Origin of the sequence: Paenibacillus sp. SAF-068, from assembly GCF_051967555.1 — a bacterium.
In the GTDB taxonomy this organism is placed as follows: domain Bacteria; phylum Bacillota; class Bacilli; order Paenibacillales; family Paenibacillaceae; genus Paenibacillus.
The window spans coordinates 79,088-94,684 of the sequence record NZ_JBQCJX010000005.1; the positions used below are offsets into that span (position 1 = coordinate 79,088).

Sequence of the window (15,597 nt, forward strand, 5' to 3'; positions counted from 1 at the left end):
CCTCCTCTATTTGATATGGGTTGTACTAGGTCGAATAACTCTGAGCAGCCAGACCCTCCTGATCCTCCACGTCAGTTGGTTTGTGCCCGGATGAATCTGTATAGTCCTTTTTGAACATCCTGATCACGGGTAAAATGCATAATAAACTCGCTGCATTAACAAAAGCAATGACACCGTAGAAGTATCCCACATGATCAAAGATTCGTGTCAGCCCCCAGCCTGCAACAATAATAAGCAGGAAATACGCAGCATTCATAAGCAGGGCCTGATAGCCGCGTCCGCTCTGTTCCATGGTAAGCAGCGTCGTCATCATCGGACCCATGGTCAGATAGGAAAGAGCAACCACTGCCAGATATCGGGCCGCTTCTGCACGGGATACAGGGTCCGCAATCAGGAAAGCTGTCAGCGGTTCCCGCCATACCCAGATGGAAACGGCAATTAAAACATAAAGCAGGAATGACTGTACGAGACCTCTGCGATAGCTTTCGTATGCGCGTGGTCGATGAGCCTCTTTGAGATTATGATTAATCATGATCCCGATAGCCGATCCAATAACAATTCCGGGCAGTATAGCCATCGTCTGAATTCGGTATCCAACACCGAATCCAGCAACAACCCCCTCCCCAAAACGACTGACGATTTTGTTGAAAAAGAAGGTACTCAAAAAGATAAGACAATACGAAATAAATACGGGAATACCTACCTGCCGAAGTGCGATGAGATGTTTCCACACCAATGTTATCCGTTCATACACGAATTCCTTCCGCAATATCAGAATCAGGAGGCTTATAAGCAAAGAGAGTGTAGAAGAAATGAGATTGGCGTACACAATCCCCTTCAATTCCATTCCAGCCACCGAAACGAACCAGTACACCAGCATAATGTTAAACAATGCCGTACCTACGGAATTCCACGCTGCCGCTTGAGCCCGGCCCAACCCACGTAATGCAGCACCACCCACCGCTGCGAGCACAGCGGGTACACCTGCTGCCATCATGCCCGCAACATAAATGGTAAACAAGGGCCTTACATCAATAGGGACGGCATAAAACCAGGAGAGTAGTGGTGACACGAGCATAACCACACCGCCAGCAACAATCGAAAAAACTGCTGCGCTGCCAAGCATATGTCCAAGTAGCGATGTAAAAGCCCGCGAGCCATCCGCTCTGCTTCGGGAGACAGCGACCTGGACCGACAATTGCATGGCTTCCACAAGTGCAATCATGATAAAGGAAATGGGGATATACAGTGATAACACATATAACACGGTCTGACTGGTATGACCCATAAAAAAAACATTGACCAGCTGCGTCGTTACGTTAACCAAAGAAGCAAGCAGCATCGGAATTGCAGTGCGGATTAACAACCGGTTAACCGATCCCGAAGTGTAATCCAGACCTTTCAAATTCAATCCCCTCCTCCATTCATGATGTCTTCACTTCCTGATGCAGTGTGAGACGACTCAGGACAGGCATATGCACTACGTGTACACAGCATGCTGATAACAGCCGTTCGCCATCCCAGGATATCAATAGAACACGATCATCTACCTTGATGTTTCCGTTCTGTAATTGTTCAGCGAGCTGTATCCACACATCGCCACTCTGGTAATCGATGGTTTCAGGTATGTGGTAGACTGGCTTATTGAAGGACATGCCTGGCTCCAAATATGAGATTATATGTCTACGTAGTCGGGATTGGAGAAGAATATTCTCCGTCCGACCCGCACCCATGAACTCATCAATAATGGATATCATCTCTGAAGCCACAGTTCTCCCTTCGATATCGTCAACCGTTCTCTTTCCTATATAATTCACGGCAAGAGCACCAGACTGACTATTTAACTCCAAGGCAACAGCCATATCGGACAGATCGTTGGAAGATTCGTGCTCTTCAATCACACGTTGTTCCGCCAGAACAAACATCCCGCGTTCCTCCCTCCCTAGTGTCCATGCGGCAACCTGCATGCCTTCCGTAGCAGCGAGTGGTCCCATATGGGAAAGTGCCAGTGGATATTCCACCTTCCAGGAAGGAGACTCCAGAATTCGGGCCAAAGGCGGATTCATGGCGTAACGTTCTGGATAGGTCTGTGCCAGAATCAGCAGATCCCAGTGCTCATTTGTAATCGAAACCACAGGTTCCATGACAATCATGGCAAGATCACCGGCAGTCACCTGTTGATCACCGGATCGCAAAGAGCGGGTTCGCACAGCGGATCTGTCATAATAGTTTTCTTCCATATATATGTGTGGAGATAAGTAATAGTAATCTTCCACATCGATCATGTCCGTAGTGTACAAGTGATCTTCAGCCGTAACCCAACAGATATGATTAACATAGACGGACATCGCGCGAGGGTTATTCAGCGTATCAGGCATGCTTCATTTTTCCATTGGCATAGGCTTGAAAAACGTTGATCTTCTGAATGGAGGTCGTTCCCTCCATGAATTCGAAGGCACGCGCATCCCGATACCATTTATTCAACAAGGGATGGTCAATCATGGAACCAGGTCCCATCAGGTCAAGCGCCAGTTCCGTAGCCTCCTCGGCCAATGCTCCGGCGCGAATTTTGCTCAAGGAAGCGAGATAGCCTTTCTGCACATCCGCATCAATCTCCGCCGCTGCGCTGCGAATCATGCTACGGAGTGAATGCAGGCGCATCTCCAGTAGCTCCAGCTCCACCTTCTCCCTCTCCGAGAAAACAGACCTCTGCTCCTTCACATAATCATATGCTGCCCGTGCAACTCCCAGCGCAAGTGCAGCGACACCAGGCCGCATGCGATGAAAGGTCTGAAGCGCGCCCCATAATCCACGCTTGGTTGGACTGAGATGACGCCCGATGATATCTTCCTCAGCCAGCGGATAACCATCCAATGTGAGGTGGCTCAATTGCACACCTCTAACTCCCATCGTATCCAGAGGTGTGGCGCTGAATCCCTCGACAGACGTGTCTACCAGCGCGATCTGGATGCCGAGAGGTGTACGATTGGTCTGAGCAAATACCAGCCCGATGCTGGCACGACTGCCATTACCGATATAGAACTTCTGTCCGTCAAGGATCAGTCGGCCTTCCCCGTTCCGTGCTATTCGTGTACCAATTCCGGTAGCATCCGAGCCTTTTTCAGGTTCAGTAAGAGCGAAGAATGACCACGCAGGTCCCTTGAGAAAATGGGAGTAATATCGCTCCTTCTGCTTTGAATCAGCCAGGGCTGATATGATTACACTGGACATCGATGGACCCGGGCTCCCGAGAAATACACCGGCATCTCCTGCCGACAGCTCTTCAATTGCGATAACTCTTTCCAAACAGGAAAGACCATAATATCGTTCCTGACCTACCGTAACGATCGGTTCACCGCCATATTCCGGCGGGATCATCATGCGATTGATGATTTGCAGAGATGCCAGATGTGCAAACTCAGCTATACGCTCAGGTTCACGGTCAATGACCAGACCAATATCACGTAATTCCGTGGCATATTGTTTCATTTCCTGCTCAAAAACAGCAATGGTAGATCGTGTAATCATCAGAAGGCCTCCTTCGGAATGAGCAGCATATTTTTGACCATTTGACCTACATACACGTAGGCCGAGATCGCATGGCGCAAATACCCATAGCCTCCTCCAAGACGCTGCAATTGACGGAAGGCCTCATCCAGTTCTTGATGAACCCAGGTACTTGTACGAGCCTCCGAAATTCCTGATTGCTCTATTACGAATTCATCTGACTGTATGGTCTCAGCCATATAGAGTACAGTCAAAACATCAGCAATCATACCCTTGACCAGTTGATGCTGAAGTGTGGATTGCCCGCCTGAGTTACGGCTGGATAGATGATGACGTACTTGCTCCAACCCCGCGCTGCACAGTTCAGTACGGAAATAAAGCATACGGTTTCGGAGATCAGCTATATCAGCGCTTACCTCATCTTGTCTTCCGAAACATGCCACATCTTCATTCCGAAGTTCCGATATTCGGTAGAGTAACAGACCTGAAGGCTCCAACATCCGATCTTCCACCCGATTCGCATGAACCTGTTTCCATTCGTAGATACGGCCTGTCTCTGCATGACATATCCATGGTCCGCTTTTCACGAGTTCAGGTGTCGCCAGTATTATCCCCCCTTGGCAAAGCAATACGGGACGTGTATTCAAACGCAACACTGCAGCTTCCAGCAGATCTGTTACAGCTGGAACCGGACGACCTGCGGTCTCTGCACCAACCGGCACAGTGCCTGCCGCATCAGAATTCAAGACTGACATATACACTCCTCCTATTGATTCAAGATCAACAATCTCCATGCTCAATCAACGCAAAACCAAAAAAACTGCCCAGCCCAATGCTGACCAGTACGGACCTCTCGCCCTTATGCACCCATTCATTCTCTAGCCCGGAGCTTAGATTGATGAACGCATCCGTGGAGAAGGTATGTCCAATCCGCGGGATATTATCCAGGTAAATCTGTTTTTGATCCATGCCTGTCCGCTTTGAAAATTCCTTCCATGTCGTCCAATTTACGTTGTGGGGAAAGATATGATCTACATCATGAAGTGTCAGGCCCTCTGCTGACAGCAGCTCTTCCATGCCTCGAATGATATGATCCACATACAGCTTGTTAAATGCCGTCATCTCTTCCGCTTCCGCATAGTATCCGGTATGGAACCTCGTATCCCGAAGAACATGAGCTGCCTGTAAGACGTGCTGACCATGGTTTCTGGATAGAAGCATGGCAACAGCCGAGTCACCCAGAATCGTAGACTTTCGGATATATCTCCAGTCAGGTGGCATGAAGTTAAACTGATCGGCACATACCAATAAAACATTACGAATATCAGGCTGTGTACGGGAGATTCGTTCAAGCCATTGAAGAGCGGCTATCGAGGACGCACAATTCATCTGTGAAATACTATAAAAGGGGATATGCTCAAGCCCATATTCACTCAGAGCCCGCTGCAAGGGCCTATAATCCCCTGGTGCTTGTACATGTGCAGAATGGGCATAGAGCACAAGGTCAATGGCGGGCAAGGGTTGTCTGTCAACAAGCTGTCCGATCGCTCGAACGATAGAATGATCCAGGTGCTGACCCGGAGAGGTAACGGGAACACCGTTCAGACGATGATATTTGCGCAGCAATTGAAGCTCCCCTTTACCCAGTCCCAAGGATTCGAGGATAACCTCAGGCTCTTCGATCTGATCAGGTAAATACACTCCAATCTCCACTATACCCAGACCCATCACGTTTCCCTCCTCTCGATTAAAGCTCTTCGTATCCACCTGTATGAATGAGAAGTGCATAAATAAACTTGTCATCTGGCTCCAGGTGCATCAGACATATGTATTCATCTGTGCACCGTTCTTCAAGAAGTTGCTTCAGACCAAAGAATGGTGCAGCGCTCCAGTGGGCTGGATCGTAACTCCCTTGCCAGCCTGTAGCATGAAACCACTCCGTACCGGATACTTCCTGCTCCAATAACGGATGGACTAGAAGCCTGATCTGAGCCGGATTAACGGATACCTGCGCGCAAAACCTGTCCAGCAGCAATTCTGCTGTCTCGGCAATCGAACTCTCGGCATATTGTATTTCCACACCGACAAGGGATGACCCGCATTCTGCCGATCGATCCAGAACCAGTACAGCTCCCGTGTCGGGTTCTACAGTCTCGCCCACACCTTCTGTCTCGTAGGGAAGAGACGTCTGATCAAGCACAAGCAGCATACCGCGATCGTAGTTACCACTGTTCAGATAATGCTGGAGCATATGGAGTGCCGCAAACGGTGCCCCGAACCCCATATCATTCACAGCGAAGCTCAGAAAACGTGCCTGATAACGGTCCATCAGATAGTTAACGATGGATATATCCGGACGAATATTTGGAAAATGATAGGCCAGCAGGAGAACGTCCACGTCGCCCATGATCTGATCCAGCCCCGACTCTTCGAGCAGCAGTACACTCATATCATGATAGGCATTGTTATAACCACCCTCCAGCAGGTGAAACTGGGGTACCACGCGGGAGCCGGCCAACAAATCATTGTGAAACCTTAACAACTCCGGATGTTCGAATGGAGGCTGCTTGTCCGTAAACAGCCTGACCCTCATGTCCCGGATGGTAACAGGCGCCGCCATCAGGCAGCAACGAGTTGCTTTTCGATATATACAGCTAATGAACCCACGGTATTAAATACATCCGGCTCCAGTTCATCTGGGTCGATCTCCAGGCCATCAATACGATCTTCCAACGTCATCAATAGTTCTAGAACAGACGTTGAATCCAGATGAAGTTCATCAAATAAGGAGGTGTCCCATGTAACAGCTTGGTTCTCTTCCATATTCAGCACTTCGGCAAGGGCCCCCTTGATTTCTTCAAGCAACACTGCATCTGTCATGATTATCATCTCTCCTTATCTGTTGGTTACTGCGGAATGTGAAACAGGGATCAAACGCTGTTTGCCCAGTAGATCTTCAGGAGTATCCCTTTCCCGAATCAGATGGGCTTCTCCACCACTAATCATCACTTCAGCAGGACTTCCATGACTGAGGAAATGGGTTGGTGAAGCAGTAGGACCGTAGGCACCGGAATGAAATACACCAATTAAATCCCCTTGCTCAACGGGAGGCAGGTTTACTCTTTTGCCAATAACATCATTGGGGGTACATAAGGGGCCCGTAATGTTAAACTCTGCAACCGGGGATTCTCCGTAACGTGACAACGATGCGATTGGGAAATTGCGCTTCACATACGATCCGATTCCGACCGCAGCCATATGACAATTGGTACCCCCATCGGTTACGACGAACGTCTCTCCATACGACTCCTTGACATATAAGGCTCGGCTGACCAGCATCCCACTGGTTCCCACCAGATACCTTCCCAGTTCCATAAACAGTCTGATGTCAGGGTGCTTCTTCTTGAATTGTTCGAACAACGGATTCAATTGTGCAGTCAGGGCAGTCACAGACAATGGCTGCTCCCCCTCGTAATAAGGAACACCGAGACCACCGCCCACATCGACCATCTGCAGCTGAATGCCCAGCTGCTCCTCCAGCCGTTCGGCGAGCTCCAGAATGTGACGTGTGTTCTCCACAATAGGTTCCACGTCAAGCATACGGGTTCCCATGTATACATGCAGACCGATAATATTCACATGTGAGCATCGTTCCAATTGCTGGCGACCCTGCATCACTGTATCCTCATCCATGCCAAACTGGCGTGGTTTCCCTCCCATCGTAAGCCTTGATCCCTTCACGGCAAAAGAAGGATTGATTCTCAGTGCCACGGGGACAATCCGTCCCTCTTCCGCTGCAATGGCTTCAATACGGTCAAGCTCCTGAAACGATTCACAGACGATCGCGTGGATGCCATGACGAATGCATGCGGTTATCTCCGCGTCGGTCTTGCCTGGTCCGAGAAAGATTATACGCTCCGGCTTCGTGCCCGCCTGTAGTGCGGTATGTAATTCGGCCATTGAACAGACCTCTGCCTGTGCGCCAAGTCCCTGAAGCAGGTGAACAATTGAAATATTGGGATTGGCCTTTAATGAGTAGAACAGCTCCACCTTTGGAGTCAGCAGGCTACGAAGTTCTTCATATACTCGCTCTAATACCTCAGCGTCATAGACGTATAACGGTGTACCGAATCGTGCAGCGATGGCCGAAATTGCAAGCCCTTGAATGTGATAATCTCCAGACATCTACTTCACCTCGTTTATGAATGATAGCTTCGCTTCGACCGCAGCATCCGTCGACTGCAGCTGCTCAGCCGAATGAGCAATAATGACACCATAGAGACGGCCGGAGAACACAAGACCATCACCTTTGAAAGCCGCATTGACCGTTGCAAAATTGTTGATAAGTATTCCCTCGCCCTTCAGCGGATCAAATAACAGAGGACCAAGTGTTGACCTTAGCTTTCCATAATCCAGGCGTCGATTCAAACGAAGTGTATATTTTTTGGCCAGAGCTAACATCCCCTCAGGAATCCACTGGTTCTGGATCTCGGTCTGATACGTCGACATGTTAAACCTCGCATTAATCTCCAGATTAGGCCACACACTTCCGTCCTCATCCAGAATGGCATCGATCCCGGCTACCCCGTAGTATCCGTCCCGATGGAGCGCAGCGCCTATTTGTAACGCAGCATCCCGGATTACAGCGATCTGTGAGTCACCAAGCCGTGGCGGCATGAGATGCCCCTGATGAACGCCCTGTTCGACCAATGATTCCTTCACACCAAGAAATTCAACTTCGCCGCTTCGATGAATCAGAATCTGATAATTCAGGTCACAAGTCTTGTTCATCCACTGCTCCAACACATAATTCACGGCTCTTGTCCCATTCTTGTTTGCCTGTTTCTCCAGTAATTTCAGGCATTTGTGGAAACGGGCTTCATCTGCAATAACAGTGATGCCCTTGCCTGAGACACCCATTGAATCCTTCATGACAATACGCCCGCCCTGTTCCAACACGGATTTCATATGTTCAAATCCGGACGAAAGCTCCTCCAGAGAGTAACACTCGCAGCCAGGAATCTGACGGATACCTAGTTCGGCATTAAGCCTTCGGGAGTAACCCTTATCATTGACTTTGCGGAAAATGTCAGCCGATGGTACAGCAAGGGGGATACCTGTGCGTTGGGATAGTTCTTCTTCCTGATCGGAGGCTCCGAAGGGAACCAGATAAGCCTGTATATCCTGTCTATCTGCCAATTCGCGCAGCCTGTCCAGCGTAAGCTGACAATGCAGGATGTTAGCTGTAACGTTCATTCCCGGTTCATTATACTCAGTAGCAATTAAACGTGATCGACCAAAACCAATGGCCTGTGCATCTGCTATAAACTCGGAATCCGGCAGTTCCTTGAGCAATACGACATCCTGTTCACCTGCCAGGAAAATCCCCAGCTCTTCCATCCGGTTTACAACGTCAGCAGCGGAACCAACACTCAGGGAAGGCAATTTCAGTACCCCATGCTCATTCCAGTATTCTTCGACTTCAAAATTGTTTATATAGATAAAAACAGCTTCATCATGACCTGTAAGCGCCCGCTTCAACTTTCTCGAAAATCCGGTCAACAGTGTTGTCAATCTCATCACCTCGTTCTTCTGCGAACTGCATCACTGCCACGCTGAATGTTGCTCCCAGCCCAACCGTGACAAGCAAATAGTAGTCGTTCTTCTGCAAAAGCCCCCGATCTGAAATCTCTTTCAGATTAATGTAGGGATCGGAACAGAAGCAGTGCCCAATCTCCCCCACATTGGATGTATACACCCGATCCAACGGGTAGGACAATCGTGCAGCAACCTTTTTCCATGAAGACAGATTCACATTGTGCGGGACAATATAACGGATATCCTCCAACGTCAGGCCTGCGGCATCAACGGCCTCCTGAATGACATCACAGAGCTGGGGGGTATAGATCTCCTGAAATTCCCGGAGCGTCTCGGGGTCCCCTGTCAGCACGTTGCAGAATTGTCCAAGGGTTACATTCGTAAGCCCAATCATCCTGCTTCCCGGGCCGGATTTACCAACCAGTATGGCGGCCGCGGCTTCGCCCATAACGGTTGTATTGGGGATGAGCTGTACAATGGGACTGAATGTTTTTTCACCTGTTACGATTAAAATATGATCATCCTCTTCCAAAGAGGGCAGCAATGTTGCAGCAACATCCAGCGCAATCAGACCTGAAGCACAGTTCTGCTGTGTCAGTGAAAACGCAATGGCATGTGGCATGTCGTAAGCTTGCTTCAGCCCTTGCAATACCTTCATTGGAAAGGGGAAATTTTCCTGAATTGTGTGGCAATAAATGATATACTTGATAGAAGTTGGAACAACTGTTGGACTGTTTACCACCTGGGCAAGCACACGTCCTAACAGCGTCGTCAGATCACCATCTTTGTCTTGCGGAACCTGTTTCAGACCATGAATTTTCTCCAACACTTTGGTCTGGGCTTGTTTGAGTCCCAGATGTTCGTTTAACTCCCGGACAGGAACGACGAACTTGGGAATGTATGACCATATTTGCTTGATATGCATCGGTTTAGGACACCTCGTTATACCCATCATACGGAGCACTCTCAATATAGGGAGAGAGCTTCATCCGAAGCTCTCATCTATTGGACTAACCATAATGCCATAGTAGATACAAGGGATTATGCACGAGCCGCTGCTGCACGGGCAGATACCGCACGAGCTGCTGCTGCGCGAGCTGATACAGCGCGAGCTGCCGCCGAACGGGCTGCTACTGCACGAGCCGCTACTGCACGAGCACTAACTTCACGTGTTTCGCCCAGTACGTTCACTTCGGATTGTACTGCTTCCAACTCTTTGTTCTTCAATTGTTCCAATGTAATGGGAGTCGCTTTAATGACCATTGATTTATTCCTCCTTTCGTCTTGGATACTATCATTCTATAATCTCCCAATTTGGAATGAAACTGTAAAAGGAGGTAAATGGATTTCTCGCACACCTTACCCCTTGCTAATGTCAACTCCAAGCACTCAATATACAACTCACATTTCAATACGCAATCACAAACTAAATCAAGGGACGGTGAATGATCATGATCGGACCCAAAATTCGGGAAATCCGGGAGCAACTTGGACTGTCTCAGAAACAACTGGCAGGTGAGGATATGACACGCTCTTACATCAGCCTCATCGAAAAAGGCAGAGCCGTTCCCTCTCAGCGTATGTTGAAAATCATCGCTCGAAGACTCAATACACCAATGGAATACTTCTTGGGAGGAAGTGCGACAACGGACACTGATATCGGTGAAGCTGTCCTGGACAAAGCCAAAGCTCACTATGCCGAGCAGAATGATTCTGCCTGTATCCGTATGGCTCACAAAGTGCTGACTCTGACGGAAGATGCACTGGATCAAACGGAAGCCTATCTGCTCATCATGCGAAGCCACAATAGGCTTGGCGATTACCGCCAAGCTCTGGATGATGGGGAAACTGCTGCTTTTACAGTCACCCGAACAGGGGACCGGGAGCACATTGTTGACTATTACCTCGAAATGGGAAGAGCTGCATTTCATGCAGAACTGTTTCACGCTGCCCGAAAATACTACGAACAGTCCTACACGTACAGTAGCAAGCTCAAACATCTGCAAGATAAACATATCCGCTCGTTAACCTTTCTCGGAACAACCCATTTACGGCTCGGTAACGTGGATCAGGGACTGGAGTATTATCTCAAAGCCGAAAAAGAAGCCCAAATGACCGGGCAACCGGAGTTATATGGCGAAATTACACTGGGTTTGGGCAAGGCCTATTATATGTCCGAACAGGATGGACACATGCTCTTAAGTTACGACTGGACCAAGAAATCGGTAGATTCATATAAACAGGCAAATAGTAAATCCTATGTACTTGCTCTTCACAATCTGGCTGTCATTCAACTTCATATGGGACAAAAAAAAGAAGCCCTTCCCTTGCTGTCAGAATGCGCCGATATCTACGACAAACGCAATCTGCCTCACAAGAAGGCTTCTATATTAGAGGAAATCAGCAAAATATATCTTGAAGAACAGCAACCTTTACTGGCTGAAACAGCCATTAAGGAAGCTCTTCAACTACTCGATCAACGAGATGAAGGCATGCTCCGTGCCAAACTATATCGTCTTCTCGGCATTGTATTTCATGAGAAAGACAACACCAATGAAGGCTATTATTTCCTTCGAATGAGTTACGACTTGCTTAAACGCATCCATGCAGATCGCGAGGCTGATATTAGTCACAGACTTCTAGTGCTTAGCGGTCAAGAACAGAAGATGAATTATGACGAATATAAATCCTATATCAAATAAACCGGCCCCCATCTTCTCCTAACAACTATTCAGGAATAGGATCATTCAGATCAAGCGGGTGCACCGTTAATTGCTTAGATGATGAGTGGTCCAGGGATGCATGGGACTGAAGAGCTCCCCCTGAATTTTGAAGATGTCCATTATACAATGAAAATAACATGACAATGGCCACAGACAACCCGCTCGCAACAAACCGAAGCTTGAATCTTTTATTATCCACGTCCATCTCTCCTTGTGCATATGGTTTGGCAGCCGAACATACCGAGTACATTTCAGCGAACCTAAGATGTATTGTACGGATAATTGCAATGACTTTAAATACGTTAATTACCATTTACCTCCATTTGCGTATGGAACTCACGGATAGAAGGTCATATGCGTTTTGTCTTCGCGATAATAATCCAGTCGTTGTTTCATCGTACCTGTATGCAGTTCAAAGAGATGACCATCCGGATCGGTAAAATATACAGACAATGCATCTCGCGGATCTCTTGGTCTTCCGGGAAGTATGTCTGCTCCAGCTGCTCGCAGCTGCTGCACAGACGCGTCAAACTCCTCTTCTGTAACGGTAAATGCAATATGGGTATAGGTTTGTTCCGTATAGTTGCGAATAACATCCTCCTGATTCAGAGCGATCCACAGACCGGCAAGTTCAAAATAAGCCAGTTTGCGTCCTTTCACCTGAATCCGGGCACCGAGAGCCTGCTCATAAAAGGTAATGGCACGCTCCAGATTGGATACGGAAAAGCACAAATGATTAATTCCTTGAATATTCATGTGGCTCCTGACACCTCCATCGATTTAAGGACCTATCCTTATTATGGTATATTCTGTGCAAAAAACAACAGCCTGACTAGCTCCTCTCGAACCTTTTTCTGGGCGAATGCATAGGTTATCCGTATCAATGAACGTTCGAGGAGGATGTAAAGCGAATGAATCCTGTCTACCCTTTTTATGGTGAGAAAACGGTGTGCAAGGAGCAAAAGTTGGCCTTTCCACCACAGCATCAGGACCAGCAACCCGGTCTGGAAACCCTGATGGTGCCCGAACCGATTAGTGAAGATCCTGCTTATATCGGCAGCTGCAAACTCGAAGGCAAAGTAGCCATTATTACGGGTGGTGATAGCGGAATCGGCCGGGCAGCAGCCATCGCTTTTGCCAAGGAAGGTGCGGATATCGTCATCGCTTATCTATATGAACGGACAGATGCGGAAAGGACTCGTGAACGGATCGAAGAACTGGGACAACGCTGTCTCTTAATCGAGATTGACCTGCGCTTAAAGAAAAACTGTGAAGCCGTCATCCGCTCGACGATGGAAACCTATGGGAAGATTGACATTCTGGTCAACAACCATGGCGTACAGTATGTGCAACCAAGCATTGTTGATATTACGGAAGAACAGCTATACCATACCTTTCAGACGAACGTGTTCGCTTATTTCTTTCTGATCCAGGCCGCTCTCCCGCACCTGTGCAAAGGTGCTTCCATCATCAATACGGCTTCCATTACGGCATACAAAGGTAACATCCAGTTAATCGATTATTCCTCCACCAAAGGAGCTGTCGTGTCGCTTACTAGGGTACTCTCCCAATCGCTCGCCGCACAGGGGATTCGCGTGAATTCTGTTGCCCCTGGCCCCATCTGGACACCTCTCATCCCGGCCAGTTTTTCCGCTGAGGATGTACAGGTATTTGGAACGGATACGCCTATGGGTCGGGCTGGTCAGCCTTACGAACTGGCGGCAGCTTACGTCTATCTCGCCTCCCGCGATTCATCCTACGTCACAGGTGAATGCATCCATGTCAATGGCGGCGATATGGTAACGACTTAGCGTAATGTGAATGATATCGTTGCTGATGTCACTCCACTTGGTAGAAACATATTAGATGATGATGGCTATTCCGGTGGGGTGGAACGTATTTCCGACGATGTACTGCTCATGTCAGGTTGGATTTGACAGGTGTGGCAGGATATCGGTTGTCCGGTTGCGAAGAGGGTTAAGAGTAACTGATCCGGTCAAGCCGGAGCCTGACATCTTGCGACAAGGAGCTGAACAACCTGATGAACTTCGATCCACTCTACCAACCGTACCCCTCTTACCGCGTGCCTGTGTATGCGAAACAAGGCATGGTCGCCACGTCACAGCCACTGGCTGCACAAGCTGGTCTGGATGTCTTGAAAAAAGGCGGCAACGCCATTGATGCCGCCATTGCAACTGCGGCAGCACTCACCGTGCTGGAGCCTACGTCCAATGGCATTGGCGGCGATGCTTTTGCCCTCGTCTGGACCGAGGGCAAACTGCATGGCCTGAATGCCAGCGGCCCTGCGCCTCAGGGCATATCCATTGAGGCGCTTCAAGCGGCAGGCTATACGGAGATGCCGAAGCTTGGGGTTGTGCCGGTGACGGTGCCTGGCGCACCGGCGGGTTGGGCTGAGCTGAGTCGCCGGTTCGGACGACTCACGCTGGCGGAAGCGCTGGAACCGGCCATCCGCTATGCGGAGGACGGTTATCCGCTTGCGCCTGGGCTGGCCCGCCACTGGGCAAGGGCAGCCGAGATCTATGCACGCCAGGGCGATGCGGAAGCAGGGCGTGCGTGGTTTGAGACATTTGCTCCAGGCGGACGTGTTCCCGCCGCAGGAGAGATGTGGCGCTCGCCGGATCATGCGGCGACTCTGCGCCAGATTGGCGAGAGCGAAGCGCGAGACTTTTACGAAGGAGAACTGGCGGAACGCATTCATTCCTTTATGGCAGAGCACGGCGGTTATCTGACTCGCGAAGATCTGGCGGCATTCCAGCCCGAGTGGGTTGATCCCATCTCCGTCTCCTACCGTGGATACGATGTATGGGAGATTCCGCCGAATGGACAAGGTCTGATTGCTCTGGCGGCACTTAATCTGCTGAAAGGTTACGAATTCAACGAGAAAGAATCCGTTCTGGCGTATCACCAACAACTCGAAGCCATGAAGCTGGCATTTGCCGATGGGGAGAAATATATTACGGAAGAACGCAAAATGGGCGTATCGGTAGAGGAACTGCTGTCTGAAACCTATGCAGAAGAACGACGCAAACTCATGGGTGATACCGCACGTGCACCCGAGGCAGGTGATCCAAGAGCAAGTGGAACGGTCTATCTGGCTGCCGCGGATGACGAAGGCAACATGGTTTCTTTTATCCAGAGTAACTACATGGGCTTCGGATCTGGACTCGTCGTTCCAGGGACAGGCATTGCGTTACAGAATCGCGGACATAATTTCTCACTGGACCCGAGTCATGCAAACGCTCTGGAGCCAGGTAAACGAACCTATCACACGATCATTCCAGGGTTCCTGACCCGTGGCAGTGAAGCAGTCGGGCCATTCGGTGTCATGGGTGGTTTCATGCAGCCGCAGGGTCATGTACAGGTGGTCATGAATACGATTGATTATCACCTGAACCCGCAGGCTGCACTGGATTCTCCGCGCTGGCAGTGGACGAAGGGCAAAACGATTCTCGTGGAACCAGGTTTCCCGCAGCACATTGCACAGGCACTCGCCCGCAAGGGACATGATATTCAAGTGGCGCTTGATCCATCCCAGTTTGGACGCGGTCAGATCATCTGGCGCAATCCGGACAATGGCGTATTATGCGGGGGTACAGAAACGCGGACCGATGGCTCAATTGCAGCTTGGTAAATTCATGAGATTTCAATGATATGGACTAGCACGGAAATCACGATCCGCTTCACATATTCGCTAGTTCATTTCGAAGACACAATAGAGATGATTCATTTGATCTCTGTTGTGTCTTTT

Annotated in this window: 16 protein-coding genes; 3 read left to right on the forward strand and 13 right to left on the reverse strand. The window is 49.3% G+C overall.

Annotated features, from left to right (window positions below):
- Positions 1–25: 25 nt before the first annotated feature.
- From ACTHPG_RS23105 to ACTHPG_RS23155, 11 genes are all read right to left on the reverse strand, one after another.
- Entirely contained in the window at positions 26–1,411 is a 1,386-nt protein-coding gene (locus tag ACTHPG_RS23105; protein WP_440391714.1) for an MATE family efflux transporter, read from the reverse strand.
- 13 nt (positions 1,412–1,424) lie between these two features.
- Entirely contained in the window at positions 1,425–2,378 is a 954-nt protein-coding gene (locus ACTHPG_RS23110; protein WP_440391715.1) for a hypothetical protein, read from the reverse strand.
- On the reverse strand, positions 2,371–3,528 hold the full coding sequence (locus tag ACTHPG_RS23115; protein WP_440391716.1) for an acyl-CoA dehydrogenase family protein: 1,158 nt from the start codon (positions 3,526–3,528) through the stop codon (positions 2,371–2,373). The genes ACTHPG_RS23110 and ACTHPG_RS23115 overlap by 8 nt, the downstream gene beginning before the upstream one ends.
- A complete protein-coding gene (locus ACTHPG_RS23120) occupies positions 3,528–4,262 on the reverse strand; it encodes a hypothetical protein (protein WP_440391717.1) in 735 nt (244 codons plus the stop codon). Before ACTHPG_RS23120 ends, ACTHPG_RS23115 begins: the two co-directional genes overlap by 1 nt.
- Positions 4,263–4,287: 25 nt before the next feature.
- Positions 4,288–5,235 carry a 3-oxoacyl-[acyl-carrier-protein] synthase III C-terminal domain-containing protein gene (locus ACTHPG_RS23125; protein WP_440391718.1) on the reverse strand — a complete coding sequence of 316 codons (948 nt, stop codon included), beginning with the start codon at positions 5,233–5,235 and terminating at the stop codon, positions 4,288–4,290.
- A gap of 19 nt (positions 5,236–5,254) precedes the next feature.
- A complete protein-coding gene (locus ACTHPG_RS23130; RefSeq protein ID WP_440391719.1) occupies positions 5,255–6,127 on the reverse strand; it encodes a hypothetical protein in 873 nt (290 codons plus the stop codon).
- A complete protein-coding gene (locus ACTHPG_RS23135) occupies positions 6,127–6,387 on the reverse strand; it encodes an acyl carrier protein (RefSeq protein WP_421893186.1) in 261 nt (86 codons plus the stop codon). The genes ACTHPG_RS23130 and ACTHPG_RS23135 overlap by 1 nt, the downstream gene beginning before the upstream one ends.
- Before the next feature lie 15 nt (positions 6,388–6,402).
- Entirely contained in the window at positions 6,403–7,692 is a 1,290-nt protein-coding gene (gene lysA / locus ACTHPG_RS23140; protein WP_440391720.1) for a diaminopimelate decarboxylase, read from the reverse strand.
- Complete coding sequence (locus tag ACTHPG_RS23145; protein WP_440391721.1) at positions 7,693–9,087, reverse strand: ATP-grasp domain-containing protein; 1,395 nt, start codon at positions 9,085–9,087, stop codon at positions 7,693–7,695. It abuts the gene before it with no gap.
- The gene (locus ACTHPG_RS23150) at positions 9,023–10,030 is read right to left on the reverse strand and encodes a 3-oxoacyl-[acyl-carrier-protein] synthase III C-terminal domain-containing protein (protein WP_440391722.1); all 1,008 of its coding nucleotides are present in this window, start codon (positions 10,028–10,030) and stop codon (positions 9,023–9,025) included. Before ACTHPG_RS23150 ends, ACTHPG_RS23145 begins: the two co-directional genes overlap by 65 nt.
- A 116-nt stretch (positions 10,031–10,146) precedes the next feature.
- Complete coding sequence (locus ACTHPG_RS23155; RefSeq protein WP_433750109.1) at positions 10,147–10,368, reverse strand: hypothetical protein; 222 nt, start codon at positions 10,366–10,368, stop codon at positions 10,147–10,149.
- Positions 10,369–10,556: 188 nt separating this feature from the next.
- On the opposite strand from ACTHPG_RS23155, the gene ACTHPG_RS23160 reads away from it, so the two are divergent.
- On the forward strand, positions 10,557–11,807 hold the full coding sequence (locus ACTHPG_RS23160; protein WP_440391723.1) for a helix-turn-helix domain-containing protein: 1,251 nt from the start codon (positions 10,557–10,559) through the stop codon (positions 11,805–11,807).
- Between the two features lie 25 nt (positions 11,808–11,832).
- Here ACTHPG_RS23160 and ACTHPG_RS23165 read toward each other — a convergent pair whose 3' ends face one another.
- Together ACTHPG_RS23165 and fosB are read right to left on the reverse strand one after the other, a co-directional pair.
- Positions 11,833–12,027 (reverse strand): hypothetical protein, encoded by a 195-nt coding sequence (locus tag ACTHPG_RS23165; RefSeq protein WP_440391724.1) that lies wholly within the window; start codon positions 12,025–12,027, stop codon positions 11,833–11,835.
- Positions 12,028–12,164: 137 nt separating this feature from the next.
- Complete coding sequence (fosB, locus tag ACTHPG_RS23170) at positions 12,165–12,584, reverse strand: metallothiol transferase FosB (RefSeq protein WP_440391725.1); 420 nt, start codon at positions 12,582–12,584, stop codon at positions 12,165–12,167.
- 155 nt (positions 12,585–12,739) lie between these two features.
- Here fosB and ACTHPG_RS23175 point away from each other — a divergent pair, with 155 nt between their 5' ends.
- Positions 12,740–13,639 (forward strand): SDR family oxidoreductase, encoded by a 900-nt coding sequence (locus ACTHPG_RS23175; protein ID WP_440391726.1) that lies wholly within the window; start codon positions 12,740–12,742, stop codon positions 13,637–13,639.
- Between the two features lie 230 nt (positions 13,640–13,869).
- Complete coding sequence (locus tag ACTHPG_RS23180; protein WP_440391727.1) at positions 13,870–15,480, forward strand: gamma-glutamyltransferase family protein; 1,611 nt, start codon at positions 13,870–13,872, stop codon at positions 15,478–15,480.
- The last annotated feature ends 117 nt before the right edge of the window (positions 15,481–15,597 follow it).

Bases quoted from the DNA above. Each gene is read 5' to 3' on its own strand.
- lysA (WP_440391720.1), bottom strand. From the start codon at position 7,692: ATGTCTGGAGATTATCACATTCAAGGGCTTGCAATTTCGGCCATCGCT.
- ACTHPG_RS23110 (WP_440391715.1), bottom strand. From the start codon at position 2,378: ATGCCTGATACGCTGAATAACCCTCGCGCGATGTCCGTCTATGTTAAT.
- ACTHPG_RS23125 (WP_440391718.1), bottom strand. From the start codon at position 5,235: ATGGGTCTGGGTATAGTGGAGATTGGAGTGTATTTACCTGATCAGATC.
- ACTHPG_RS23150 (WP_440391722.1), bottom strand. From the start codon at position 10,030: ATGCATATCAAGCAAATATGGTCATACATTCCCAAGTTCGTCGTTCCT.
- ACTHPG_RS23145 (WP_440391721.1), bottom strand. From the start codon at position 9,087: ATGAGATTGACAACACTGTTGACCGGATTTTCGAGAAAGTTGAAGCGG.
- ACTHPG_RS23115 (WP_440391716.1), bottom strand. From the start codon at position 3,528: ATGATTACACGATCTACCATTGCTGTTTTTGAGCAGGAAATGAAACAA.
- fosB (WP_440391725.1), bottom strand. From the start codon at position 12,584: ATGAATATTCAAGGAATTAATCATTTGTGCTTTTCCGTATCCAATCTG.
- ACTHPG_RS23120 (WP_440391717.1), bottom strand. From the start codon at position 4,262: ATGTCAGTCTTGAATTCTGATGCGGCAGGCACTGTGCCGGTTGGTGCA.
- ACTHPG_RS23180 (WP_440391727.1), top strand. From the start codon at position 13,870: ATGAACTTCGATCCACTCTACCAACCGTACCCCTCTTACCGCGTGCCT.
- ACTHPG_RS23130 (WP_440391719.1), bottom strand. From the start codon at position 6,127: ATGGCGGCGCCTGTTACCATCCGGGACATGAGGGTCAGGCTGTTTACG.
- ACTHPG_RS23175 (WP_440391726.1), top strand. From the start codon at position 12,740: ATGAATCCTGTCTACCCTTTTTATGGTGAGAAAACGGTGTGCAAGGAG.
- ACTHPG_RS23135 (WP_421893186.1), bottom strand. From the start codon at position 6,387: ATGACAGATGCAGTGTTGCTTGAAGAAATCAAGGGGGCCCTTGCCGAA.
- ACTHPG_RS23155 (WP_433750109.1), bottom strand. From the start codon at position 10,368: ATGGTCATTAAAGCGACTCCCATTACATTGGAACAATTGAAGAACAAA.
- ACTHPG_RS23160 (WP_440391723.1), top strand. From the start codon at position 10,557: ATGATCGGACCCAAAATTCGGGAAATCCGGGAGCAACTTGGACTGTCT.